Origin of the sequence: Vreelandella subglaciescola, from assembly GCF_900142895.1 — a bacterium.
GTDB classification, from domain to species: Bacteria; Pseudomonadota; Gammaproteobacteria; order Pseudomonadales; family Halomonadaceae; genus Vreelandella; species Vreelandella subglaciescola.
The window spans coordinates 1,846,108-1,871,168 of the sequence record NZ_LT670847.1 but is presented as its reverse complement, the minus strand read 5'-3'; the positions used below and the strand labels follow the sequence as shown (position 1 = coordinate 1,871,168).

22 protein-coding genes are annotated in these 25,061 nt (G+C 62.4%); 6 read left to right on the top strand and 16 right to left on the bottom strand.

What is annotated here, in order from left to right; translation table 11 throughout:
* Nucleotides 1-14: 14 nt before the first annotated feature.
* Genes xdhC through xdhA form a run of 3 tightly spaced genes read right to left on the bottom strand, consistent with a single transcriptional unit; the run spans nt 15 to nt 4,900 of the window.
* Nucleotides 15-902 carry a xanthine dehydrogenase accessory protein XdhC gene (gene xdhC, locus B5495_RS08755; protein WP_079553026.1) on the bottom strand — a complete coding sequence of 296 codons (888 nt, stop codon included), beginning with the start codon at nt 900-902 and terminating at the stop codon, nt 15-17.
* Nucleotides 889-3,384 carry a xanthine dehydrogenase molybdopterin binding subunit gene (xdhB, locus tag B5495_RS08750; protein ID WP_079553024.1) on the bottom strand — a complete coding sequence of 832 codons (2,496 nt, stop codon included), beginning with the start codon at nt 3,382-3,384 and terminating at the stop codon, nt 889-891. Before xdhB ends, xdhC begins: the two co-directional genes overlap by 14 nt.
* Nucleotides 3,368-4,900 carry a xanthine dehydrogenase small subunit gene (gene xdhA, locus B5495_RS08745; RefSeq protein WP_079553022.1) on the bottom strand — a complete coding sequence of 511 codons (1,533 nt, stop codon included), beginning with the start codon at nt 4,898-4,900 and terminating at the stop codon, nt 3,368-3,370. The genes xdhB and xdhA overlap by 17 nt, the downstream gene beginning before the upstream one ends.
* A gap of 237 nt (nt 4,901-5,137) precedes the next feature.
* On the opposite strand from xdhA, the gene B5495_RS08740 reads away from it, so the two are divergent.
* Nucleotides 5,138-5,827, top strand: a complete 690-nt coding sequence (locus tag B5495_RS08740; RefSeq protein ID WP_079553020.1) for a TetR/AcrR family transcriptional regulator — start codon at nt 5,138-5,140, stop codon at nt 5,825-5,827.
* Nucleotides 5,828-5,845: 18 nt separating this feature from the next.
* On the opposite strand, the gene B5495_RS08735 is transcribed toward B5495_RS08740, so the two are convergent.
* The 4 genes from B5495_RS08735 to B5495_RS08720 all read right to left on the bottom strand — a co-directional run bounded on the left by B5495_RS08735 (nt 5,846) and on the right by B5495_RS08720 (nt 10,404).
* Nucleotides 5,846-7,216, bottom strand: a complete 1,371-nt coding sequence (locus tag B5495_RS08735; protein ID WP_079553019.1) for an NCS2 family permease — start codon at nt 7,214-7,216, stop codon at nt 5,846-5,848.
* A gap of 151 nt (nt 7,217-7,367) precedes the next feature.
* Nucleotides 7,368-8,879, bottom strand: coding sequence for a YifB family Mg chelatase-like AAA ATPase (locus B5495_RS08730; protein WP_079553017.1), 1,512 nt, complete (start codon nt 8,877-8,879; stop codon nt 7,368-7,370).
* 55 nt (nt 8,880-8,934) lie between these two features.
* Nucleotides 8,935-9,981 carry an iron-siderophore ABC transporter substrate-binding protein gene (locus B5495_RS08725; protein WP_231897142.1) on the bottom strand — a complete coding sequence of 349 codons (1,047 nt, stop codon included), beginning with the start codon at nt 9,979-9,981 and terminating at the stop codon, nt 8,935-8,937.
* 96 nt (nt 9,982-10,077) lie between these two features.
* Nucleotides 10,078-10,404, bottom strand: a complete 327-nt coding sequence (locus B5495_RS08720) for an accessory factor UbiK family protein (protein WP_079553013.1) — start codon at nt 10,402-10,404, stop codon at nt 10,078-10,080.
* 302 nt (nt 10,405-10,706) lie between these two features.
* Here B5495_RS08720 and B5495_RS08715 point away from each other — a divergent pair, with 302 nt between their 5' ends.
* Nucleotides 10,707-11,954 (top strand): ammonium transporter, encoded by a 1,248-nt coding sequence (locus tag B5495_RS08715; RefSeq protein ID WP_079553011.1) that lies wholly within the window; start codon nt 10,707-10,709, stop codon nt 11,952-11,954.
* Between the two features lie 129 nt (nt 11,955-12,083).
* Complete coding sequence (glnK, locus tag B5495_RS08710; RefSeq protein WP_079553009.1) at nt 12,084-12,422, top strand: P-II family nitrogen regulator; 339 nt, start codon at nt 12,084-12,086, stop codon at nt 12,420-12,422.
* Nucleotides 12,423-12,505: 83 nt separating this feature from the next.
* Here glnK and B5495_RS08705 read toward each other — a convergent pair whose 3' ends face one another.
* The 7 genes from B5495_RS08705 to phnD all read right to left on the bottom strand — a co-directional run bounded on the left by B5495_RS08705 (nt 12,506) and on the right by phnD (nt 19,420).
* On the bottom strand, nt 12,506-13,282 hold the full coding sequence (locus B5495_RS08705; RefSeq protein WP_079553007.1) for a ferredoxin--NADP reductase: 777 nt from the start codon (nt 13,280-13,282) through the stop codon (nt 12,506-12,508).
* A 132-nt stretch (nt 13,283-13,414) separates the two neighbouring features.
* Nucleotides 13,415-15,289, bottom strand: coding sequence for a methyl-accepting chemotaxis protein (locus tag B5495_RS08700; RefSeq protein ID WP_079553005.1), 1,875 nt, complete (start codon nt 15,287-15,289; stop codon nt 13,415-13,417).
* Nucleotides 15,290-15,410: 121 nt separating this feature from the next.
* Nucleotides 15,411-15,830, bottom strand: a complete 420-nt coding sequence (locus tag B5495_RS08695; RefSeq protein WP_079553003.1) for a host attachment protein — start codon at nt 15,828-15,830, stop codon at nt 15,411-15,413.
* 131 nt (nt 15,831-15,961) lie between these two features.
* On the bottom strand, nt 15,962-16,771 hold the full coding sequence (gene phnE, locus B5495_RS08690; RefSeq protein WP_079553001.1) for a phosphonate ABC transporter, permease protein PhnE: 810 nt from the start codon (nt 16,769-16,771) through the stop codon (nt 15,962-15,964).
* Nucleotides 16,765-17,556, bottom strand: a complete 792-nt coding sequence (gene phnE, locus B5495_RS08685; RefSeq protein ID WP_079552999.1) for a phosphonate ABC transporter, permease protein PhnE — start codon at nt 17,554-17,556, stop codon at nt 16,765-16,767. The genes phnE (B5495_RS08690) and phnE (B5495_RS08685) overlap by 7 nt, the downstream gene beginning before the upstream one ends.
* Nucleotides 17,553-18,344 (bottom strand): phosphonate ABC transporter ATP-binding protein, encoded by a 792-nt coding sequence (phnC, locus tag B5495_RS08680; RefSeq protein ID WP_079554996.1) that lies wholly within the window; start codon nt 18,342-18,344, stop codon nt 17,553-17,555. Before phnC (B5495_RS08680) ends, phnE (B5495_RS08685) begins: the two co-directional genes overlap by 4 nt.
* 89 nt (nt 18,345-18,433) lie before the next feature.
* On the bottom strand, nt 18,434-19,420 hold the full coding sequence (gene phnD / locus B5495_RS08675) for a phosphate/phosphite/phosphonate ABC transporter substrate-binding protein (RefSeq protein ID WP_079552997.1): 987 nt from the start codon (nt 19,418-19,420) through the stop codon (nt 18,434-18,436).
* 273 nt (nt 19,421-19,693) lie between these two features.
* Between phnD and B5495_RS08670 the strand changes: the two genes are divergently transcribed.
* Complete coding sequence (locus tag B5495_RS08670) at nt 19,694-20,290, top strand: histidine phosphatase family protein (RefSeq protein WP_079552995.1); 597 nt, start codon at nt 19,694-19,696, stop codon at nt 20,288-20,290.
* A 62-nt stretch (nt 20,291-20,352) separates the two neighbouring features.
* Here the strand turns inward: B5495_RS08670 and hemE are convergent, their stop codons facing one another.
* Nucleotides 20,353-21,477 carry a uroporphyrinogen decarboxylase gene (hemE, locus tag B5495_RS08665; RefSeq protein WP_079552993.1) on the bottom strand — a complete coding sequence of 375 codons (1,125 nt, stop codon included), beginning with the start codon at nt 21,475-21,477 and terminating at the stop codon, nt 20,353-20,355.
* Nucleotides 21,478-21,689: 212 nt separating this feature from the next.
* Here hemE and ribA point away from each other — a divergent pair, with 212 nt between their 5' ends.
* Entirely contained in the window at nt 21,690-22,325 is a 636-nt protein-coding gene (gene ribA, locus B5495_RS08660) for a GTP cyclohydrolase II (RefSeq protein ID WP_079552992.1), read from the top strand.
* 248 nt (nt 22,326-22,573) lie between these two features.
* Entirely contained in the window at nt 22,574-23,437 is an 864-nt protein-coding gene (gene phnC / locus B5495_RS08655; protein WP_079552990.1) for a phosphonate ABC transporter ATP-binding protein, read from the top strand.
* Between the two features lie 233 nt (nt 23,438-23,670).
* Here phnC (B5495_RS08655) and B5495_RS08650 read toward each other — a convergent pair whose 3' ends face one another.
* Nucleotides 23,671-25,026 (bottom strand): IS1182 family transposase, encoded by a 1,356-nt coding sequence (locus tag B5495_RS08650; protein ID WP_079551616.1) that lies wholly within the window; start codon nt 25,024-25,026, stop codon nt 23,671-23,673.
* Between the last annotated feature and the right edge of the window lie 35 nt (nt 25,027-25,061).

Genomic DNA, 25,061 nt, shown 5'->3' with positions numbered 1-25,061 from the left:
AAATCTCCGTCGGGTCAGGCACGTTGTTTCTGTGGGCCGGGCGCGACCGGATGAAAGGCGGCGCGCAGCGTTTCGGGGGCGACGCCACGGCGGTCGGGGTGAGCGTCGGCGGGCTTGAAGGTCAAAAGCTCGGCGGTCACCGCCAGCGCGATTTCATAGGGGCGCTTGCCGTGGGCGCCGGCGACGCCGATGGGGCAGCGCACCTGCTTGAGCGCGGCGTCATCGTGGCCGGCATCCTGCAGCCGACGACGAAAGCTCGCCCATTTGGAGCGTGAACCGATCAGCCCGATGGAGGCGCAGTCGCCGCGCTTGAGCAGCGCATCGACAATGGCGCGGTCTTCACCGTGATCCTGAGTCATCACCAGCGCGTGGCAGCCAGAGGGTAGCCCGGCAACGGCGCTGGCCATATCAGGCTCGCCGCCGGTGCCGGGCATGATGCGTCGGCGCTGCTGGCGATCACTGCCCGGCGCGTCGGGAAAGGCGTCTTCACGGCTATCAAACCACAGCAGCTGCCAGGGCAGCGGGGCCAGCAGCCCGGCCAGTTCCCGGCCGACGTTGCCGGCGCCAAACAGCGCCACGCGCATCTCGGCACCGGCATAAAGCTCCAGCAGCACGTGGACGTAGCCGCCGCAGCACTGGCCGCTGCGCCCGCCCAGCGGAAACGCTTCCAGCCGGGTGCCGCTTTCGCCCCGGGCGAGCGCGTCGCGCGCGGCCTCGATGACCTGCAGCTCGAAGTTGCCGCCGCCGAGGGTGTCGTGGATGGCCTCCCCGGTAATCACCATCTTGGCACCGGGTTCCCGCGGGGTGGAGCCCGCCACCCCGACTACGCTTGCCAGCGCGTGGGGGCGGGCTTCGCGCTGCAGGCGATCAAGCGCGCTGTGCCAGACGTCAGACCGGTTCATGGTCGGGTCTCACGCTGTCGTTGTAACGGCTGCGTTTTGCCTGACGCAGCGTCTCGGCGGCCATCAACACGCGCTCGGGCGTGGCCGGGGTATCCAGCACCGGGCAGAAACGGTAGTCGGCAAGGCTCGCCAGCGCGTCGCGCAGCGCTGACCACACCGAAATCGCCAGCATGAAGGGCGGCTCGCCCACCGCTTTGGAACGGTAGATGTTGGCCTGGGAGTTGGGGTGGCCTTCCAGCAGTTTGACGTTAAACGTCTCGGGTAAATCGCCAAACGCGGGGATTTTGTACGTCGAGGGCGCGTCGGAAATCAGCCGGCCGGCATCGTTCCACTTGAGCTCTTCGCTGGTTAGCCAGCCCATGCCCTGAATAAAGCCGCCTTCGACCTGGCCAATATCGATGGCCGGATTCAGCGAGTCGCCTACGTCGTGAATGATATCGACGCGGCTGACGCGATATTCACCGGACAGCGTATCGACCTCGACCTCGGACACCGCGGCGCCGTGGGCGTAGTAGTAGAACGGGCGGCCGCGGCCGGTGGCGCGGTCGTAGTGGATCAGCGGCGTGGCGTAGAAGCCTTTTTCGGACAGCGAAATGCGCCCGAGATAGGCGGCCTGGACAAGTTCACCCCAGTCGATGCGCTGCTCGGCCTCGCCCAGGCCAGCCACCAGCTGGCCGTGCTCCAGGCGCATGGTTTCGCGGTCAAGCCCGCCGGCGTCGTGCTCAAAGTGCACGGCGGCGAAATCAAACAGGCGCTCGCGCAGCTTGCTGGCGGCGTCCCGGGCGGCCATGCCGTTCAGGTCGGTGCCGCTGGAGGCAGCGGTGGGCGAGGTGTTGGGCACCTTGTCGGTGCGCGTGGCGGTAATGCGCACCTGTTCAAGGTCGAGCCCCAGTTCGCGAGCCACCACCTGGCAGACCTTGGTGTGCAGCCCCTGGCCCATTTCGGTGCCGCCGTGGTTGATCATTACGCTGCCGTCGGTATACACGTGCAGCAGCGCGCCGGCCTGATTCAAATGCTGGGCGGTGAACGAAATACCGAACTTCACCGGCGTCAAGGCAAGGCCGCGCTTGATGATCGGGCTCTGGGCGTTGAAGTGGGTGATTTCGCGGCGGCGATTCCAGTAGTCGCTTTCGGTTTCCACCTGGGCCACGATATCGTGCAGCAGACTGAGCTGCTCGACGCGCTGACCGTAGTGGGTGACGTTGCGCGGCGTACCGTCGGCGTCGCTTTCGCGGTAGAGGTTGCGCTTGCGCACGGTCAGCGGGTCTTCGCCGATGTAGCGGGCGATGTCGTCCATGGCGCGCTCGATGATCATCATGCCCTGAGGACCGCCAAAGCCGCGAAACGCGGTGTTGGACGCGGTGTGGGTTTTGGCGCGCTTGCCGGTGACCCGTGCTGACCCCAGCGAGTAGGCGTTGTCGGCGTGGAACATGGCGCGGTCGACCACCGCTTCGGACAGGTCGGGCGAGTAGCCGCAGTCGCCGATCACGTCAATATCGCCGCCGGTCAGCACGCCGCGTTCGTCAAAGCCCAGCTTGTAAGTGTTATGGAACGGATGGCGCTTGCCGGTGGCGCGGGTGTCGTCGGCCCGGGGCACGCGTACCTTGGCCGCGCGGCCGGTGCGCCGGGCAATAATCGCGGCGATACACGTCCACGGCGAGGCCTGGGTTTCCTTGCCGCCAAAGCCGCCGCCCATGCGCCGGGTGGAAACGGTCACGGCATGGAACGGAATGTTCAGCACTTCGGCCACCAGCTTTTGCGTTTCGCTGGGGTGCTGGTTGGAGGTATGTACGACAACGCCTTCGTCTTCGCTGGGCTCGACCAGGCAGGCCTGACCTTCCAGATAGAAGTGCTCCTGACCGCCGACAAACTGGGTGCCTTCAAGCACGTGGGTAGCGCCGTCAAGGGCGGCCTGCCAGTCGCCGCGTTCGTGCACGTGGGTGGGGCGCACCAGCTCTTCACGCTCGGCGGCGGCCACCGGGTCAAGGCTTGCCGGCTGCTCGTCGATTTCCACCACGGCGGCTTGTAACGCCTGGCGCGCGGCTTTGTAGCTGTCGGCAGCGACGGCAAACAGGCTCTGGCCGACGTAGCTGATGTCGTCATAGGCAAAGATCGGGTCGCCGGGAAATACCGGGCCGATATCCGTGTGCCCGGGCACGTCGGCAAGGCTGATCACGTCAACCACGCCGGGGTAGGCCTTGACCTTTTCCAGATCCATGCGGGTGACGCGGCCGTGGGCCACGGGTGACTGGCCGACCATGACGTGCAACGTGCGGGCAGGGCTTGGCAGGTCATCAATGTAGTCGGCGCGGCCGGTCACGTGTTTGATCGCGCTCTCGTGGGCGCGGGCATGGCCGGCACCGCCGCGGCTGGCGACGGCATCGCGGGCAAGGGGCGCATCGCCCTGGTTGCGGTGCCGGATGTCGTTCTGAGTGCCGTCTTGAGTGCCGCGGGGCTGGTCGAGATCAGTGAGCGTACGCATCGAGAGTCACCTTGGTTGCTGTGCCGTTCTTGTCGTTGTGCTTGTCGCCGCCGTCGTTGGAGGCGGGCTGGGATTCGGCGGCGATCATCAGGCGTAGCCGTTCCAGCAGGTTGCCGGCGGCGAGGGTGCGGTATTCGGCGCTGCCGCGCACGTCGGCCATGGGTTTAAGCTCCTTGGCCAAGGCGGCGCGGGCGTGGGCAAACGACGCCGCATCCGGGCGGCTGCCTTCAAGCGCGGCTTCGGCGGCCGGTGCGCGGCGCGGGATGCCCGCCATGCCGCCAAAGGCGAGGTGGACGTCGCGCATCAGGCCGTCTTCCAGGCGCCAGGCGAACGCGCCCAGCACGGCGGAAATATCGTCCTCACGGCGTTTGGACAGCTTCCACACCTTGAGGTTTTGGTCGGCAGCCGGGCGCGGGAGAAAAATTGCGGCAATGAATTCGTCTGCCTCAAGCGCGGTTTTCCTGTAGTCGAGGAAAAAGTCCGCCAGCGCCAGCTCGCGGCTGCCCCGGGGGCCGTCCAGTCGCAGCCGCGCGTCCAGAGCCAGCAGCACCGGCGGGGTATCGCCGATGGGGGAGGCGTTGGCCACGTTGCCGCCCAGCGTCGCGCGGTTACGGATCTGCGATGAGGCAAAGCGGTGCATCAAGTGCTCGAACGCCGGATAGTGCTCGGCCAGCAGCGGCGTAAGCTGTGAGAGCGTCACGGAGGCGCCGAGCCACCAGCCGCTGTCGGTGTCTTCCACGCGGGTCAGCTCGGCCACCTGGCGCACGTCGATGATATCGACCAGATCCTTCACCTGCTGGGTGGTTTCCAGCCACAGGTCGGTGCCGCCGGCGACCAGACGCGCGCCCGGGCGCTTGGCTTTGAGCTCGCGCAGCGCGGCGATGTCGCGGGGCATGGCGTAGCCCGTCGTGTCGCTGTCGGTGCCGGTGTCGCTGACGTCTTTGGCCAGCGCCGCGACGTCTGTACCCAGTGCCGCATTGGCGGCCCAGTCGGGCGTGGCTTTGGGGTAGTCCTGCATGGTGAGCGCGGCGTCGCGGATCGGGCGATAGCCGGTGCAGCGGCACAGGTTGCCGCCCAGTGCACTTTCCATCCGCTGCTGGGTTAGCGGAGCCGGGCGCTGGTTCTGCTCTTCATGCTTGTTTTGATCTTCATATAGGGTAAACAGCGACATCACGATGCCCGGCGTGCAAAAGCCGCACTGGCTGCCGTGGCACTCGACCATGGCCGCCTGCGCCGGATGCAGATGCGCATCGTCGGCAAGCCCTTCCACGGTGACCAGATGGCAGCCGTTAAGCTGGTGGGCCGGGGTAATGCAGCTGTTGGCGCTCTGGTAGTGAAGCGTGCCGTTGGCGTCGGGCTCACCGATGGCCACGGTGCAGGCGCCGCAGTCGCCAGAGGCGCAGCCTTCCTTGGTGCCGGTCTGGCCGAGCTGCTCGCGCACCAGCTCCAGAATGCTGGTATCGGCGCTGACGCTGGTCAGGCGCTGGCGCTTACCGTTGAGGTAGAAATCAATCATGGTCGGCTCCGGTTGTCATTGTCGTGGCGGATTATGCTGTTGGCCGAGTGTAGAGGACATTTCAATTCTTGACCATGTGGTCAGCTTTATCAAGTTTTTTGCTGTGATGCTTTGGATTAATTCTAGCGCGTTGCCGGCACTTTGCCGGTGAGGCGCTGCGCGGCTGAATTGCCTTGGCACCGGCTTTTCAGGCAAGCTTTAGCTTTGCTAAAGCATGTCTACGATAGAGCGAGCGCCATGGCCAAGGCTGATTCCACCAGCGAACACGAAGCCGGCACCATTCGCCGGCGCAACGAACAGGCGATTTTACAGGCGGCCGAAGACGTTTTTTCGCGCCACGGCTACCGCGGTGCCAGCCTGCAGGAAATTGCCCGGCAGGCCGGCCTGCCCAAGTCCAACGTGCTTTATTACATGGGCAGCAAGCGCAAGCTCTACGTGCGCCTGCTGGAACGCATGATGGCGCGCTGGAATGCGATTCTGGACAGCATTTCTCCTGATGATGATCCGGTCGAGGTGATTTCCGCCTTTATCCGCGCCAAGATCCGCCTGTCCCGCAGCCACCCCGCCGGCTCGCGGCTGTTCGCCAGCGAGATTCTGGGCGGCGCGCCGTTCCTGCAGGAATACCTCCAGGGCGAGCTGCGCGGCTGGGTGGAAAACCGCGCGGCGGTGTTTCGCCAGTGGGCCGAGCGCGGGCTGATGGATCCGGTCGACCCGGTGTGGCTGATTTTTCTGATCTGGTCGTCCACCCAGCACTACGCCGACTTTGAAACCCAGGTGCTGGGTATTACCGGCCGTAAGGCACTCGATGACGAAGATCTGGAAGATATCACCCGGTTTTTGATTCAAGTGGTGATCAAGGGCTGCGGCATTCAACGTCCGGCTGCCGTGGACACGCCGCCCGAGGCTATACAGGCGGCGGATCGCTGAGGGTCGGACTGCCTCTGATCAGGTGGTCATGAGCATGACGACCGACAGCGCGGCGGTGATCCACATGGCCGGTTTGATCTCGACAAAGCGCCCGGTGCACACCTTGATCAGCACAAAGCTGATAAAACCGAAGGCAATACCCAGCGTGATCGAGTAGGTCAGCGGCATCAGGATGATCGCCAGAAAGGCGGGAAAGGCCTGATCAAAGTGTTCCCAGTCGATCTTGCTGATCGGCGCCATCATGAACAGCCCCACCATTACCAGCGCCGGCGCGGTAGCAATGGACGGCACCAGCGTGAGCAGCGGTGAGAGAAACAGGAACGGCAGGAACAGCAGCGCAATCACCAGCGCCACCAGCCCGGTGCGCCCGCCCTGGGCCACGCCCGCGCCGGACTCGATGAACGTCTGCGCGGCGCTGGTACCCAGCGGTGCGGCAATCATCGAGGAAAACGCATCGACGGTCATGGAGCGCCGCAGGTTGCGCGGATTGCCGTCTTCGTCCTTGAGCTCCGGTGCAGATTCCGACAGCGCCATAAAGCACGACATGGCATCAAAGAAGTTGGTGAACAGCATCACGAAGATGAACGGCAGGTAGGCGACTTTCAGCGCGCCCATGATATCCACCTTCATCACCGCGCTGAAATCCGGCCAGGCGGCAAGCCCTGTCCAGGCCACCATCACCTCATCGCCGCCCCACAAACGCCCCATGGGGATGGCGGCCAGCGTGGTCAGCGCAATGCCCATCACCAGCGCGCCGTTAAAGCGCATGATCACCAGCACCGCGGTGGCAATCAGCCCCAGAAAGAAGGTCGCCAGATGCGCGTCCATATTGCCCAGCGACACCAGCGTGGCGTCGCTTCCGGTAATGAACCCGGCGTTTTGCAGCCCGATGAAAGTAATGAACAGCCCGATACCGCAGGTGATCGCATAGCGCAGCGACAGCGGAATGGCCTCGATGATGGCCTTGCGCACGTTGAACATGGCCAGAATGGCAAACATCACCCCGGACCAGAACACGCAGCCCAGCGCCACCTCCCAGCTGAGCCCGGCGCCCAGCACCAGGGTGTAGGTGAACAGCGCGTTCATGCCCATGCCCGGCGCGACCAGGATGGGGTTGCGGGCATAAAAAGCCATGGCCAGGCTGCCCATGAAACTGATCAGCACGGTGGCCGACAGCGCGGCGGTGAAGGGGATGCCGGCATCGCTGAGCACGGCCGGATTCACCACGATGATGTACATGCCGGCCAGAAACGTGGCAAGGCCGGCGAGTATTTCGGTTTTTAGCGTTGAGCCGCGCTGGGTCACGTTGAAAAAGCGGTCCAGAAACGGCAGGCGACGCGTTTTATCTGCGCCGTCCATATCGGTGGAGCGAGCGGTTGTCTCGTTCATACCCATACCTTGTTGTTGTTGTGGCTGGATGTGTCGTCGGATTGTGGCGAGGGTTTCGCCATTTCCTGACCTTTCGGTCAAGTCACGATCCAAGACTAGCCGCGCAGCCAAAACCGGTCAAGGTATACGCGAACGGATATTCAACGCAGCGTTACTGGCCCTTCAGCAGACGGTCGAGCTGGCGGTAGCCGATGGCTTCGATGAAATGCGGCTGGGTGGGTTTGGGTGCGCCTTCCAGATCGGCCAGGGTGAGCGCGACCCGCAGCACCCGGTGGTAGGCGCGGGCCGAGAGCTTGAGTTTTTCCAGCACGTCGGCCAGCCAGGCGCGTTCGTCGGCCTCCAGCGCGCAGGCGGCTTCAAGCGCTTTGCCACTGAGCTGGCTGTTGAGCGCGCCGCGCTGGGACTGGCGTTCACGGGCGGCAAGCACGCGGGCGCGCACCGCGGCGGAGGATTCGCCCTGGGTTTGCGCGGTAAGCTGCTCCGGTGGCAGCGCCGGCACTTCCACCTGTAAATCGATGCGGTCCAGCAGCGGGCCGGAGAGCCTTGCCTGATAGCGCTGGATCTGGCTGGCGGTGCACTGGCAGCGGATGCGCGGGTCGCCCAGGTGCCCGCAGGGGCAGGGATTCATCGCCGCGACGAGCTGGAAATTGGCCGGATAGCGGCGCTCGTGGCTGGCGCGTGCCAGATGAATTTCCCCGGTTTCCAGCGGCTGTCTTAGCACTTCCAGCACGTGGCGGGAGAATTCCGGCAGTTCATCGAGAAACAATACGCCGTGGTGCGCCAGCGAGATTTCGCCGGGTTTGGGTTTTGAACCGCCGCCTACCAGCGCGGCGGCGCTGGCGCTGTGGTGGGGTTGGCGAAACGGGCGCTGCCCCCAGTGTTTTTCCAGCGGCAGACCACATACCGAGCGCACCGCGGCCACGGCCAGCGCATCGTCATCGGAAAGCGGCGGCAAAATGCCCGGCAGGCGGCTGGCCAGCATGGTTTTGCCTGTTCCAGGAGGACCAGCGAAAATTAAATTATGGCCGCCAGCCGCGGCGACCTCCAGCGCTCGGCGCGCCTGCTGCTGGCCGCGCACGTCGGCCAGATCGGCCATGGGTTCGGTCGCGGCGGGCGGTGCGGGAAGCTGGTGCGGGGTAATACGCTGCTGGTCGAGCAGGTGGGCGACCACTTCCCACAGCGAGTCCGCCGGTAGCACGGTCAGGCCGCGCCCGGCCAAAGCGGCTTCATCGGCGCAGGCGCGGGGGATGATCAGCTGACGGCCGGCGGCTTTGGTGGCAAGCGCCAGTGGCAACACGCCGGGAACGGCGCGCAGTTTGCCGTCAAGCGCCAGCTCGCCGGCGCACTCCATTCCTTCGAGCGCCTCCACCGGCAGCTGGCCGGAGGCGGCGAGAATGCCCAGCGCAATGGGCAAATCAAAGCGCCCGCCTTCCTTGGGCAAGTCCGCCGGGGCGAGGTTGAGGGTAATCCGTCGGGTATTGGGAAAATCAAAGCCGGCGTTGACCAGCGCGCTACGCACCCGCTCGCGGCTTTCCTTCACCGCGGCTTCGGGCAGGCCGACAAGCGTTAGCCCCGGCAGGCCGTTAGCCAGATGCACTTCTACCTGAACCGGCGGCGCTTCAAGGCCCAGCCCTGCCCGGGTGGCAACTATCGCAAGCGTCATGGCGTTCCCTCGCTGGTGACGTGTTTGTGCTCAACAGCTTCCTAAGCTAGCCGATTTACCTGCCGCTGGATAGTCGGCGCTGAATAGCCGTTGGTGTTGTCAACGCATCGCTCAGCAGCCGGGCAAAGCGCTGGGCGGAGGGTAGGGCGCCAAAGCTCCATGCCGGGGGCAGCATGATAACGTCGTCCCGCTTCACGCTTGGCAGATGGTGCCACAGCCCGCTTTGCGCAAGGGCAGGCTTGACGCCACTGGGCAGCGGTTTGACCACGACCAGCCGGGCGTCGGCGTGTTCGGCGAGTGCCTCGATGCCTACGGTGGAAAATCCCCAGGCGTTGGTGGGTTGCTGCCAGGCGTTGGCGATGCCCAGCTGCTTCAGCACGGCCTGATACAGCCCGTTTTTGCCGAACACGCGTACGTGGCGGGCATCGATGAATTGCACCATCAGCAGAGGGCGTGTTGCGGGCAGGGTGGTGCGCAGCGCCGCCATCAGCGCCTGAGTATCGTTGATGAGCGCTTGGGCCTCGTCGCGGCGATGGGTGTGTTCGCCCAGCCGGTGGGTCAGCGTTTGCATGGCCTGCCAGGTGTCGGTGCCGGGTTGATAAAGCGGCAGCGTGGTCACCGGGGACAATCGCGACAGGCGCGGCTCAAGGTTTGCGAACAGGGGCGAGATGAAAATGCGCTCAGGCGCGAGCGCGGCCAGCCGCTCCAGATTGGGCTGGGCGCGCAGCCCGAGGTCTGCCGTTGACGGGGGAATGACGGGCGTTTTGACCCAGTCACCGTAGGCGTCGGCCTGCGCCACGCCGCGCAGCGGTGCATCAAGCGCGAGTAGCGTTTCTGCGATGGTCCAGTCCAGCGTCGCAAAGCGTGGGGTGGCTGGCGGCGTTTCGGCGGCACTGGCCTGCAGAGCGAAGAAGGGCGTCAGGCTGAGCGCGGCGCTCAGGGCCAAACGTGCAGCCAGCGGGAAGCGAATATACGGCATGAGTAAGAACAGCTTCCTTGTCCAGCAGGTGCACGGTAGTGCGCCCAGGCGCTGGCCAAGCCGGCAGAGCGACGCCGGTGTTAACGTGTGCGCGTCCTGGTGAAGCCATTGCAGAGCCGACATGGGAGCCTCTCGCGGCATGAAAAGCGTGGCGAAAGGCTAGCATAGCGGCACAGGTTGTCAATGAAAGTGATTCGCGTTTAAGCGGAGTGGCGCCGCTTACCGGTCGCTGTTGTCCGTTGCCGGGGCGTCGTCTGCCCTGGGAAAGGTTGTGTCTGCTTTCGCCGGTGCGCCATCAGCCTTGGGATCAACGGCGGCTTCCAGCGCGGCGACCTGACTTTCCAGCGCTTCAACCCGGGCGCGGGTGCGCTGCAGCACGTCCATGAGGATGTCGAAGTCTTCCCGCGAGACCAGTTCCAGGCGATCAAAGGCGCCGCGTACCACCTGCTGCACGCCTTTGTGAATATCTTCCGGCGCCTGCGAGGCGTTTTGCAGGCGGTCGCCGATCTGCTGGGCGAGCTGGCTAATACGGTCTTGAGCAGCCATTGCGTTCTCCTTGGTTCGCCAAAAGGCACAGTATACGTAATCAGGATACGCAACCCATTACCAATACGCATGCAGAAAAGCGCCACCGCCATGAACCATCATGGTGCATAAAGGCGTGTTGATCGGCGGCGATGCCGTGCCGGCGCGTTTCCCCAGGGCGATAGACGGGCAATTTATTAATGTAACCATTTGAAGGATAAGTACAAAAACAAATATGGCACGTATTACGCATAGCAAAGGGAGTACAGGACAGGCGCTGCCTGCCTGCGTTAACTGCCCGATTGTGCTGCGGAGAAATGCCGATGAGCGAATTGATAGAACTGCGTTATGCCCTGGATACGCTGTATTTTCTGCTATGCGGTGTGCTGGTCATGTGGATGGCAGCGGGATTCGCCATGCTGGAGGCCGGGCTGGTGCGAGCCAAGAACACTGCGGAAATCCTGACCAAGAACGTGGCGCTGTTCGCCATTGCCAGCACGCTTTACCTGACGGTGGGTTACCAGCTCATGTACGGCGGTGACGCCGGCGGCATCCTGCCGAATATCGGTTTTCTGCTGGGCGCTGAAAACACCACGGACGCCGTATTGGCAGGGGGCGATGCGCCGTACTATGCCAACCGTGCCGACTTCTTCTTTCAGGTTGTGTTTGTGGCAACCGCGATGTCGATTGTGTCGGGTGCGGTGGCCGAGCGCATGAAGCTGTGGGCGTTTCTGGCCTTTGCCGTGGTTATGACGGCCTTTATCTATCCGCTTTCGGGTTACTGGACCTGGGGCGGCGGCTGGCTTGCGGCGCTGGGGTATCATGATTATGCGGGGTCCGGCATCGTCCATCTGGCCGGTGCAGCGGCGGCGTTTGCCGGCGTATTGGTGCTGGGGCCGCGGCGGGGGAAATACGGCAAGCGCGGGGAAGTGTTCGCCATTCCCGGTGCCAACATGCCGCTCGCCACGCTGGGGACGCTGATTCTATGGATGGGCTGGTTCGGCTTCAACGGTGGTTCGGAGCTGAAAATCTCGGATATCGGCTCGGCCAATAATGTGGCGCAGGTGCTGGTAAATACCAACGCCTCGGCGGCGGGCGGCGTGCTTGGCGCGCTGATACTGGCACGGCTGTGGTTTCGCAAGGCGGACCTGACCATGACCCTGAACGGTGCGCTGGCCGGCCTGGTGGCGATTACCGCAGATCCGCTGTCGCCGTCGGCCGCCGGTGCGGCAGCGATTGGCATGGTGGGCGGGCTGATGACGGTGGTGGCGATCGTGATGCTGGACCGCTGCCGGCTGGATGATCCGGTCGGTGCCATGTCCGTGCACGGCGTCGCCGGAATCTGGGGAGTGCTGGCCGTGCCGCTGTCCAACCCGGAAACAACGTTTGGCATGCAGTTTGTGGGCGGCGTTGCGATTTTCGCCTGGGTATTCTGTGCCAGTCTGGCCGTGTGGTGGTTGCTCAAGAGCGTGATGGGCATCCGCGTCAGCGCGGCGCATGAATATGAAGGCGTTGATGTGGCGGAGTGCGGGCTGGAGGCCTATCCGGAATTTCGTCTTGAGCATCGCTAGGTCACGACGACCGGTTTTTTATTATCGGCGGGTGGCGGTGTATCCTTGGGCATCATCAATGGTAACCGCCTTGCCTGCTGCGTTACCCCGACAAGTGCCATCTTATCAACAGCGTTAAAGGATACCGCCATGAAACTGATCTCTGCGATTATCAAACCGTTCAAGCTTGATGACGTGCGCGAATCGCTCTCCGATATCGGCGTGCAAGGTATCACCGTCACCGAAGTGAAAGGCTTCGGGCGCCAGAAAGGCCACACCGAGCTGTACCGCGGTGCCGAGTACGTGGTGGACTTTTTGCCCAAGGTGAAGCTGGAAGTGGCCGTGGACGATGAACTGGTCGAGCAGGTGATCGAGGCGATTACCGAGGTGGCCAACACCGGCAAGATTGGCGATGGCAAGATTTTTGTCATGCCGCTTGAGCAGGTGATCCGCATCCGCACCGGCGAAACCGGCAAGGATGCCGTGTAACGGCGTTACGGAGCCGTCAAAAAACCCCGAGGTCAGTATGACCGCCGGGGTTTTTTTATGGCTTGGCTACTTTTGGCCGATGACTATTTTTCGACAAAAGCGCGTTCGATCACGTAGTCGCCGGGTACGCCCATGCGCGGCGAAATCTTGAAGCCGAGTTCATCGAGCAGGGCGCTGGTGTCGTCGAGCATGGCGGGGCTGCCACAGATCATGGCGCGGTCCTTGCTCGGGTCGATGGCCGGCAGGCCGGTGTCTGCGGCGAGCTTGCCGCTGCGGATATGGTCGGTCAGCCGCCCTTGAGTGTGGAATTCATCGCGGGTCACGGTGGGGTAGTAAACTAGCTTTTCGCTGATTTCTTCGCCCAGGTATTCGTGTGCCGGCAGCTCCTTGCTGATGAAGTCGGCGTAGGCCAGCTCGGAGACATGGCGCACGCCGTGCACCAGTATCACCTTGTCGTACAGGTCGTAGACGTCGGGGTCCTGGATCAGGCTCATGAACGGCGCCATGCCGGTGCCCGTGGAGAGCAGATACAGGTTGCGTCCGGGCAGCAGGTCATCGGTGACCAACGTGCCGGTGGGCTTGCGGCTGACCAGAATCTCGTCGCCCACTTCAAGGTGCTGCAGGCGCGAGGTAAGCGGGCCGTCCTGCACCTTGATGCTGAAAAACTCAAGGTGCTCTTCGTAGTGGGGGCTGGCGATGGAATAGGCACGTACCAGCGGCTTGCCGTCCACTTCCAGCCCGATCATGACAAACTGGCCGGACTTGAAACGCAGGCTCTGCTCCCGGGTGGTGCGAAAGCTGAACAGCGTGTCGTTCCAGTGGTGAACGCTAAGCACTTCGGCAGTGGCGTACTTGCTCATTGGGGCTCCTTTTGGCAATTGCGCGACGATGATCAATCAGGCCGCAGGCCGGCCAGAGGTCTGGCTCTGGCGGCCTGCGTTATCTTGCCTACTTTATCATTGACGGCGCGGCTACGGGGCAGAAGCGACAGATTAGCGCGGCGCGTTCAGTGCCGGCGTCTGCCCTGCGCTACCGGGTAGCGCCCCCTGAGCCAGCTTGCTGCCCGACAGCTTGAAGCGGCCAATAACGCCGGTGAGGTGGTCAGCCTGTTCCTGCAGCTGCTCGGCGGCGGTGCTGGATTCTTCCACCATGGCGGCATTTTCCTGGGTCATGCGGTCAAGGTCGGCCACGGCGACGTTAACCTGGCCGATGCCGTCGCTTTGCTCGCCGGTGGCGGAGGTGATTTCGCCTAGCACGTCGGTCACCCGGGTAATCTGGGCGACGATCTCTTCCATGGTCTGCGCCGCGCTGTGCACCAGCGTGGTGCCGTTTTTTACCTTGCCTTGGGACTCTTCGTTGAGGGCCTTGATCTCGTGCGCGGCATCGGTGCTGCGCTGGGCGAGCTTGCGCACCTCGTCGGCAACTACGGCAAAGCCGCGACCCTGTTCGCCGGCGCGAGCGGCCTCGACCGAGGCGTTCAGCGCCAGCAGGTTGGTCTGAAAGGCAATGCTGTCCATCAGCCTGACGATATCGCCGATCTTGTTCGATGACGCGGCAATTTCCTGCATGGTATCGGCGACCTTTGCGGCCGATTGACCGCCGCGTTCAGCCACTTCGGTGGCGGCCTTGGAGAGCTGGTTGGCTTCGCGGGATGAGGCGGCGGTGTGCTCTACGGTAGAAGTGATTTCTTCCATCGAGGCGGAGGTCTGCTGCAGGCTGGAAGCCGTGCTTTCGGTGCGCCGTGACAGGTCATGGCCACCCTTGGCGATTTCCGAGGCGGCGGTGTGCACGGCTTCGCTGCCGCTGCGGACTTCAAGCAGCACGTCTTCCATACGCGAGACAAAGCGGTTGAACGCCGCGGCAATCTGGGTGATTTCGTCGTTGCCTTCTTCGGGCAGGCGCTGGGTTAAATCGCCTTCGCCCGAGGCCACGTTGTGCATGGCGTTACGCGCCGAATGCAGGCGGCGCAGCAGCAGCTTGAGCAGCAGGCTCAGCGCCACGGCGGTAATGATCGCTACGATGATCAGCGTGATGGTAGTGGTGCTGGCAATGGCGCGCAGCCCCGCGGTGGCTTCGTGTTCATCCAGCGCGACCACCAGTTCCCAACCGCTCTGGCCGCCCACGTGACGTCCCAGCAGGCGCTTTTCGCTGCCCTGCAGAGACAGCGCCGTGGGCTGCTTGGCATTGGCTAGCGTCGTCAGCATGGCAGCGTTCAGCTGTTCGTTGAGCCGCGAGGCGGGCTTTAGCGTCAGCTCGGGGTCGTGGTGGGCAATCAGGGTGCCATCGGCGGCGGTCAGGAAGGCAAAGCTTGAGGGCGTCGGGGAAATATCGTCGACGATATCGATTACGGCGGTCACGGTAATATCCGCGCCGATGACACCCACCAGCCGGCTGCCCTGATAGTAGGGGCGGGCAAAGGTCACTACCAGATCACCGGTCTGCGCATCGACGTAGGGTTTGGTGACGATGGTATCTTTTTCGCTGACGGCGCGCTTGTACCAGTCGCGTTCGCGAGGGTCGAAGTCACTCGGCGGTGTCCAATCGTTATAGAAGAGGGTTTCGCCGGTGGCCGGATTGGCGAGGTAGGTCGCCATGAAATCGCCCGAGGCGTTGAGCTGGCGCAGCGCGGCGCGGGGAGCATCGCTTTTTACCGCTTCGTCCATCGCGGTGAGCATGCTGAAGCGGGCGTTGAACCAGGTATCAAGCGCCTGGGCGTTACCGCTGACGACGGCATCAAGGTTTTCGGAAATCTGCTCGTCGTTGTGGTTTTGCACCGTCACGTAACTGGCAATACCGTTGGCGATCAGGGCGAGCACCACCGCGGTTAAGGCGGCGGCAAGCAGGCGGGCTCGAAGTGACACGAACATGGGGGACTGCTCCGGATAAGATGGAGGTAAGCAGCGCCGCGCGGGTGCCACGCGGTGCTTGGGTCAACCTGAACCTTATCGGCAGCCGCCGCATTATCTTGAGCGATCCGGCATAACGTTATCAGCGCATGTCGCTGACGGCGTTTTGAATGTCTTCAAGCGTTGCCTTGCTGAGGTCCTTGGGCAGGGTGTGGATCAGCAGCTTTTGCGTGGGCGCATCGAGCTTGTCGCGCAGCAGTCCCAGAAACTTGGGCGGGGCGACGAGGATCAGTTTTTCCAGGCTGTTCTCGGTGCGTGCCGTGTACAGGCGCTTGACGACCTGCTTGGCAAACATCTCTTTTTCATGCTGGGAGGCTGTGCCTTCATCCGAGGTGCGGGCAGCGCTTGACGTCGCCTCGGCGACGGGGCTGTCGGTCACCAGGTCGCCCTCGTGCAGGCGCCCCTCTGCGTGAACCAGATTCTCCTGTTCGATGAGCGTCAGCGCATCGCGGGTAAAAATGCGCGCACGCGCGGCGTCGGCTACTACGATATAGGTTGTCATCGTTGCGCATCCTCCTTGGTCGAGATGGTTGGGGGTGGGGCGGCCGGGGTTGAAGCGACCGGGGTTGAAACGATAGCTTCACCATGGCAAGCGGGGTGATGAAGGTCAACTGACGTGCTGTGCAGGGCACGCTACATGACCCGGCGGCGTAGCAGGCTGGTGATGGCTTCACCGATTAGTACCAGCACGATAATCGCCATCAGGATGGTAGCCACGGTGGGCCAGGCGAAGGTATCAATCGCGCTTTGCAGAATCACGCCGATGCCGCCGGCGCCGACCAGCCCCAGCACGGTCGACTCGCGGATATTGATATCCCAGCGCAGAATCACGATGGCAAAAAAGGCCGGCATGACCTGGGGCACAATGGCGTAGGCAATCACCTTGGCCTTGGAGGCGCCGGTGGCCTGCATGGCTTCGACCGGACGGCGGTCGATCTCCTCGATGGCCTCGCCCATCAGCTTGCCGATAAAGCCGATCGAGCGGAACGCGATGGCGAGAATGCCGGCCAGCACGCCGGGGCCGAAGATGGCCACGAACAGCAGTGCCCAGATAATGGTGTTGACCGAGCGGCTGGAAACGAGAATAAAGCGCCCCAGCCACAGGCAGGCGCGGTTCGGCGTGGTATTTTGCGCCGCGATATAGGCTACGGGCAGGGCGATGAAAATGGTCAGAAACGTCGCCAGCGTGGCGATATGCACCGTCTCGATCAGCGCGCGGATAATGGCGCCAAGCCCGGCGGCGCTGGGCGGCCACATGCGTCCGCCGAGGTTGGCAATCTGCGTCGGCGCGTCCCATACCCAGGGCCAGAAAATGTCGATATCGCGGACGGCCCAGACCACCACCAGCAGCGTGATGAAAAACACGCCGTAGCGCGATAAACGCTGCTTGCGGCTATGGCGCTGCCAGACACGATTGGCCAGCTTGTGTGCGTGATCTACCATATTTTTTTCCTTACCCAGCCGCTGATTCCTTCGCTAACCAGAATCACCGCGATGATGATGAGCAGAATGGCGAACGCAAAGGCGTAGTCGTAGCGGCCAAACGCATTCATCAGCGTGCTGCCGATGCCGCCGGCGCCGACAATGCCGACCACCGCCGAAGCGCGCAGGTTGCTGTCCAGCTGATACATGGAAAGCCCCACCTGACGCGGCAGTATTTGCGGAAACACCGCGTAGCAGAGCATGGCCATAAAGCCGCCCCCGGCGGCGCGCACCGCCTCGACCTGACCCCAGTCGATCTCTTCGATCTCCTCGGCCAGCAATTTGCCGACAAAGCCGATGGAATACAGCGTCAGGGTGATAATGCCGGCCAGCGGGCCAAAGCCGACGGCGGCGACGAACAGAATGGCGACAATCACCGGATGAAAGCTGCGCGAGACGATAATCACCGCGCGGCCGAACAGGTAAACCGGCAGCGGCGAGATATTGCGCGCGGCCATGACCGCGCAGGGGATAGACAGCGCGACGCCCAGCAGCGTCGCCAGAATGGCGATTTGAAAGCTTTCCTTGAAGCCTTTGGTCAGCAGGTCCAGACGCTCGAAGCTGGGCGGGAAGCCGCCGCTGAAAATCCGCGCTGCCCGGGGCAGGCCTTCGGTAATGCGCGCCCAGTCGAACGGCAGTGACCATAGCGCCACGAGCAGATACAGCGTGGCGCCTGCCCACAGGCCGTAGCGTAGCCAGGGATTTTGAATAAACGGCGGCTTTTTCCAGTGGCGCTGTGGGGTCATGGCAGCGCCCCTTGTTCCGCGTCGCCGTCGCCGCTGGATTCATCGGGTGATTCGATACCGCCGTAAATGGCGTCCAACGCGTCCTGATTAAAGTCGGCCGGCACGCCGTCAAAGATCATTTTGCCGTGACGCAGCCCGACAATGCGCTCGGTATACGCCTTGGCCTGGGTGACGTTATGAATATTGATCAACACCGGCAGCGACAGCTCGCTGGCCAGACTTTGCAACAGCACCATGATTTGCTCGGACGTGCGCGGATCGAGCGAGGCGGTGGGCTCGTCGGCCAACAGCACGTCAGGCTCCTGCATGAGCGCGCGCACCACGCCCACCCGCTGGCGCTCCCCGCCGGAAAGCTCATCCGCGCGCTTGTTGGCATAGTGGGCGATTCCCACGCGTTCCATGAGCGTAAAGGCGCGTTCGATATCCGCCGGTGGGTAGCGCCGCATGACCGCCTGATAGAGGCTTAAGTAGCCCAGCCGCCCGGCCAGTACGTTTTCCATCACGGTAAGGCGGTCCAGCAGGTTAAAGCCCTGAAACACCATGCCGATTTTGCGTCGCGCGCGACGTAAATCGCCGCCTTTCAAGTTGACCAGCTCGTGGCCGTTGAGTTTGATCGAGCCGGAGCTGGGTTCGACCAGTCGATTGATGCAGCGCAATAACGTGCTTTTACCGGCGCCCGAAGCGCCGACAATCGCGACCACGCTGTTGCCCTCAACGTGCAGGTCGAGCCCCTGTAGGACGGCTTCGTTGCGGCCATAGCGCTTGGTCAGGTGTTTAATTTCCAGCATGAAGGCAAGCATCCACCCAAAGGATCATGAAGCCGTAGGCGCTGCCTTGCCGGCAGCGCCGCGAAAAGGCGTGTCACCGCAGCCGACAATTACAGATTGTCGGGGGTGTAGCTGACGCCGTTGGCCGACTGGATCTGACGGATTACGCGCCAGTTGTCCTTGTAGGTGATGGGCACGAATTTCTCGACGCCGTCGAATTCCTCACCCAGCTCGGTGCCGGCAAAATCGAAGCTGAAAAACGCCTCTTTGATTTTCTTGACGAGCTCGGGATCCAGATCGTGAGCATAGTTATACGAGGTGGTAGGGAAACGGTCGGACTCGAAAATCAGCCGGACGTCGTCTTCGTCGTAAAGCCCGCGTGCCGCCATGCGCTCGACCACTTCAGAAGCGACCGGCGCGGCGTCGTAATCCTGCGCCACAACGCCCAGCATTGACTGGTCGTGGCTGCCGGAATACACCACTTCGTAGTCTTCCCCGGGCACAATGCCCAGTTCGGGAAAGAGGGCGCGGGGAGCCTGATTACCCGAGTTGGAAGTGGGTGAGGTGTGGGCCACGCGCTTGCCTTTCAGATCCTTGATCTCGTGGATATCGGAGTCCACATGGGTAAACAGCTGCAGCGTATAGCCAAAGCGCCCGTCGTCCGAGCCCATCAGGGCAAACGGCACCGCGCCGGCCAGGTTCACGGCAAAGGGCGTCGGTCCGGTAGAAAAACCGGCAATATGCAAGCGGCCGCTGCGCATGGCTTCTACCTGGGCGGCGTTGGATTGCACGGCGAAAAAGCGCACATCGCGGCCGGTAACGTCTTCCAGGTGCTCGATAAACGGCGCCCAGATATCGGAATAAATGGCGGGATCTTCTACCGGGGTATAGGCAAAGATCAGCGTGTCGGGATTGGCCCACTGGCTTTTATCGTCGGGGCGGTCGGCGACCATATCGCCGTTGGTATCGCAGTAGATCGCGTCCAGATCGCCGTGGGGGCAATCGTCTTGCGCCTGTGCCGTCAGCGCGGCAAACGGCAGCACGGAACACGCGGCCAACCAGACAAGCGGACGCTTGCGAAGCGGAAAAGTCACCATGATGTAAGCCTCATTATACGTTGTTGTACTGTGCTCTTGTCATATGAGCCGTTCTCATACGAATCGTGGTAATGCTAGCTGCTGTATATTGCGATTACGTTGTGCTTGATGGTGGTGGCAACGGCGGGTTTGAGCGCCGCGCTGCCTTATGCGTTGTGCATTCATTAGTGATCATTAAATAGCCTGTTTTTTCTATAGCGAACGTAAATACGCCCGGATGAACGCGGCTATTTTCGCAATCACTCAATTCAATCTAGGTGTGACTCGAAGACAATGTCAACTGTGTTATCCAGCGACTCAACTCCCTGGCGCAACCGCTATTTGCTGATGCGTCACGGCCACAGCGAGGCCAACCAGCAGGGGCGCATCGTCAGCGACCCCGCGCGGGGTCTTCAGGCCTTCGGCCTGTCGCCCACGGGGCAGCGTCAGCTCGATGACGTAACGGCCCACTGGCAGCATTCGCTGCCCACGCGCGTGGTGCATTCCGACTTTCTGCGCACCGCGCAAACCGCAGGTTGCGTGGCCGAGCATTTCGGGCTGACGCTCGACCCCGAGCCGCGCCTGCGCGAGCGCTATTTCGGCACTTTCGAAGGCGAATCGAGCGAGCATTACGCAAGCGTATGGGAGTGGGATGCCGCCGACCCCGAGCACAGGCGCCACGGCGTGGAAGCGGTCAGCCACGTCGCCGCGCGGATGCAGCAGGTGATGTTGGACTGGGAGGCGCGCACCGCCAATGAGACCATCGTGCTGGTCAGCCATGGCGATCCGCTGCAGATTTTACTCACCGTACTGGCCGGCCAGCCGCTGACCGGCCACCGCCGCCAGCCAGCGCTGGAACCGGCGAGTATTACGCGGGTGGGGCGACGTTAAAACCTCGCCGGGTAGGCGTTTCCACCGGCGTGGCCGGTGGAAACGTGAGAGGGCTCGCTGGCTTAAACGCCGCTTTGCTGGGTGGGAATGTCGCGGTGGTACTGGGGGCTGAGCTCGTTCAACGCATCCATGAACGCGGTGACGTTGTCCGGATTGGTGAACTGGCTGATGCCGTGGCCAAGGTTGAACACGTGACCCGGGCCGTGGCCGTAGCTTTCCAGCACCCGCGCGACCTCGGCGCGAATGGCGCTGGGACGGGCGAACAGCACGTTGGGGTCGAGGTTGCCCTGCAGCGCGACGCGGTGCCCTACACGCTGGCGGGCATCGGACAGCTCGGTGGACCAGTCAAGCCCCACGCCGTCGGCGCCGGCCGCGGAAATTTGCTCCAGCCACTGGCCGCCGTTCTTGGTGAACATGATCACCGGCACGCGGCGCCCGTCGTGCTCGCGGATCAGCCCCGCGACGATCTGCTCCATGTAGCGCAGCGAGAATTCCAGATAGGCCGGCGTGGACAGCGCGCCGCCCCAGGTATCAAAAATCTGTACCGCCTGCGCGCCCGCACGAATCTGGGCGTTAAGGTAGTCGGTGACCGAGTGGGCGAGCTTGTCGAGCAGCTGGTGCATGGCATCCGGCGTGTCGTAGAGCATCGCTTTGACGTGGCGGAAGTCCTTGCTCGAGCTGCCTTCGACCATATAGGTGGCCAGCGTCCAGGGGCTGCCGGAAAACCCGATCAGCGGCACGCGGCCGTTGAGCTCGCCGCGAATCGTGGATACGGCGCGCATCACGTAGTCCAGATCGCGCTCGGCGTCGGGCACCTTGAGCGCCTCGACCTCGGCCGGGGTGCGCACGGTCTTTTTGAATTTCGGCCCTTCACCGGTAACGAAGTAAAGCCCCAGATCCATCGCGTCGGGAATGGTGAGAATGTCCGAGAACAGGATGGCTGCGTCCAGCGGGTAGCGTTCAAGCGGCTGCAGCGTTACCTCGCAGGCCAGATCCTGATTGCGGCACAAGTCCATGAAGCTGCCCGCTTCGGCGCGCTTGGCGCGGTATTCGGGCAGATAGCGGCCCGCCTGACGCATCATCCATACCGGGGTGCGGTCGACCGGCTGGCGCGCCAGCGCGCGCAGAAAACGATCGTTGTGTAGCGTTGACGCCGTAGCAGCCGAAGCCGCAGATGCTGAAGTCATAGAATACAAGCTCTTGAAAAATTGCCTGCCTGGGAGGCATACCGAGGGTGTAAGATAGATTGTATGGCATGGAAGGTGTTTTGCTAAACTTACGCTCCGTTTGACATAAGACCCCTGTTAACGACGACGGCTAAAAACGACGGCTAATCCCGACACAAAGCGCACCACGACGCGCTTTTTACTGCGGGTGTGTCTGACCATCGAGGTAACCTGTGACGATTCGCTTCATTGCCGCATCCCGGCTGCCCACCCCCTGGGCGACATTTACCCTGCACGGTTTCGAAGACGAAGCCACCGGCAAGGACCACGTAGCCCTGACGCTTGGCGACGTCAGCGGCGATGCGCCGGTGCTTGGGCGGGTACATTCGGAGTGCCTGACCGGCGACGCGCTGTTTTCCATGCGCTGCGACTGCGGCTACCAGCTTCAGGAGGCGCTGAAGCGCATCGCCGAACAGGGCTGCGGCGTGCTGTTGTATCTGCGTCAGGAAGGGCGTGGTATTGGCCTGTTGAACAAGATCCGCGCCTATCACCTGCAGGACGGTGGCGCCGACACGGTCGAAGCCAACGAGCAGCTGGGCTTTGGCGCCGACATGCGCCGCTACGACCTGTGCGTGCCGATGCTCGATCATCTGGGCGTCAAGGCACTCCGGCTGATGACCAACAACCCGCGCAAGGTCGATGCGCTGTCTCGCGATGGCGTCAACGTGGTCGAGCGGGTGGGGCTGACCACCGGCCTCAACCCGCACAACGAGCACTACCTTTCGACCAAGGCGGGCAAGCTCGGTCACATGATGACGCTGGGCGACTTCACGCCGGCCAGCGCCGTGGATATCGAGCGCAAGCGCTAGGGCAAGATCACTTTACGATGTTTGCCCTTTAAAGCGAAAACGCAGAAAAACAGGTGACATTTTAGCGGCATAAGGATGTCAACACGATGACAATAAAAAATAATGTGTTGATATTGTTCTATATTTTCTTAGAACTTCGAGAGCGATGAGTGCGAAATCGCGAAAATCATCATCAAACTGACATATTTTAGACAACTGAGTTTCATCTTGGACACCCAGACTGGCGCCATTCCTAGAGGAGAGGTGTCATGTCCATTCCCACCATTATCGTTGAGCAATTGCACAAGTCCTTTGGTCACCGTCAGGTGCTCGACGAGGTTAATTTTCGCGTCACATCGGGCGAGATGGTCGCGCTGATCGGCCCGTCCGGTTCCGGTAAGTCTACTCTAATGCGTCATCTGGTCGGCCTGACCTGCGGCAATCGCGGGCGGGGCGGTCGTGTTGAACTGATGGGACGAGAAGTTCAGGCCAGTGGTCGCCTGCGTCGGGCCAGTCGCGGCGAGCGTTGTCGCATCGGCTATATCTTCCAGCAGTTCAATCTGGTCGGTCGTCTGAGTGTGCTGAGCAACGTGTTGATCGGGCGGCTCGGCAGCATGCCCCGCGCCCGGGCACTGCTTGGGCGATTCACTGAACAGGAGCGCCAGCGGGCGCGAGCCTGTTTAGCTCGAGTTGGTCTGGAAGAAATGACCAATCAGCGCGCCAATACCCTGTCCGGGGGCCAGATGCAGCGGGTCGCCATTGCTCGGGTGCTGATGCAGGACGCCGACGTCATTCTGGCCGACGAGCCGATTGCCTCACTGGATCCACGCAGTGCCCGCGAAGTCATGGAAATTCTGAGCCGTATCCACGCCGAAGATGGCCGCACCGTGATCGTTACCCTGCATCAGGTCGATGTCGCTCGCCGCTACTGCCATCGCGCCATCGCCCTCAAGGACGGCCGGCTGTACTTCGATGGAGCCATTAGCGAGCTCACCGATGCGCGTCTGCAGTCGCTTTACGAGAATGCCGGCCTCGATGAACTGCGTGCTGGCGAAGCTCTGGGGGCCCATGCGTCGCCTCTCAATCGTCAGAGCGATACCACTCAACCTCCGACAACGCCGGTCATGGCCTGAGCCTGATCGTTATCGTTGGCCGCCCGGTACCGAACGATCTTCCAACTGCAGCACACTCGCATCAGACAATTCCATCACCTAGCAGTCTGTCGGACTTGATGTTGATAAAGGCATTGAGACGTAGGTCTTTCAACCATCCCTTATGTTGGTGATGGTATATGACCCTTAACCTGCCCCTCGGCTTCTACTCTGCGAGGTGATTATCCGTCGTTACCGGCTGAGCGCTACGCGCCTCAGCCCGCTGCCAACCGGTGCATCCGTTTAATGTTCCATGCCATGGTGACCAGCCGCCACTCACCGCTGACATTCTCCAGCCCTCGCAGCGAGACCTGCCGGAACCCCATCACGTGTTTAATGATCCCGAAGACCGGTTCCACGGTATGTTTACGCAACGCGTAAAGCGCTCGCCCCGCCTGTGTCTTCAAGTGGTGTGCCATTTGCTCAACAGGCTCCTTGCTCGCTGGAGTAGGCGGGTCAGCGGCAAAGCGCTCAAGGACCGGGGGATGGTGGACATCGCGCTTCATTGCTATCAGAGGCTTGATACGGTGGTCGTGGCAGGCTTGAACATTGGCAGCACTGAAGTAGCCGGTATCGGCCAGTAAGTGGTCTGGTTTTGCTAACGGTGCGGGGAGTCTCGCCAACGCCGTCAGTAGCGGCATGACCTGCTGTTTGTCGTTGGTCGCTTGGGTGACATGGGTATGAGTCACCAGCATGCTGTCAGTATCGACTGCGGCCTGGGCGTTATAGCATTGATCGAAGCCCTTGCCTGTGACCGGCATGATGCGTGACTGCGGATCAGTAAGGTTAACCTGATCTTTGTCACGCGGGCCACCTGTTGGCGGTTCAGGGTCACGTCCGCGAGGTTTCTTTCCCGTCTTCCGCTGCGCATCACGCCGTGCCACCTTTTCCTGGTAGGCCGCTTTTTCAGCGGCCTCACGCTCCTTGGCCCGAGCCTCGATCTTGGTCTTCGCTACGGCGATCGCTTCCAAGCGTGCTTCACGCCGGGCTATCTCGGCAGGAATATCCATGCCGTCGGCCGCGTCATCCTTGTCCGCCGATGCAGCCCGCTGGGTCAGCGCCTTCACCTCAGCCTTGAACTGCGCCTCCAGTTTCTTGGCATGACCATATGACAATGCCTTGTGCTTGCTGGCATTGGCGTTGAGTTTGGTGCCGTCCAAGGCGATGGTGCCGAGCGTGAGTAGCTTCATTTCTCGGGCCAGCAGCAGAACTTGAACGAACAGCTGCTCCAGTTCCGGCAGAAAACGCCGACGAAAGGTAGCCAGGGTGTCGTGATCGGGGTGGGTGTTGGCGGCCAAATAGCGAAACGCCACCGAGTCATAGGTGGCACGCTCAATCTTGCGACTGGAGACCACGCCGGTAGCGTAGCCGTAGACCAACAGGTTCAGCAGTACCGCGGGATGATGGGCCTTGGAGCCCCGGCCCGCGTAACGCCGAGTCAGGGCTGAGAGGTCCAGTTGCTCGACGACATCGACGACGAACCGCGCCAAGTGGCCATCCGGCAACCACTCGTCTACCGAAGGCGGCAGTAAGTAATCGGTCTGACGGTCCACAGGGATAAAGCGGCTCATGGCGATGTTCTCAGTTCGGGGTGACAGCGGTTAGT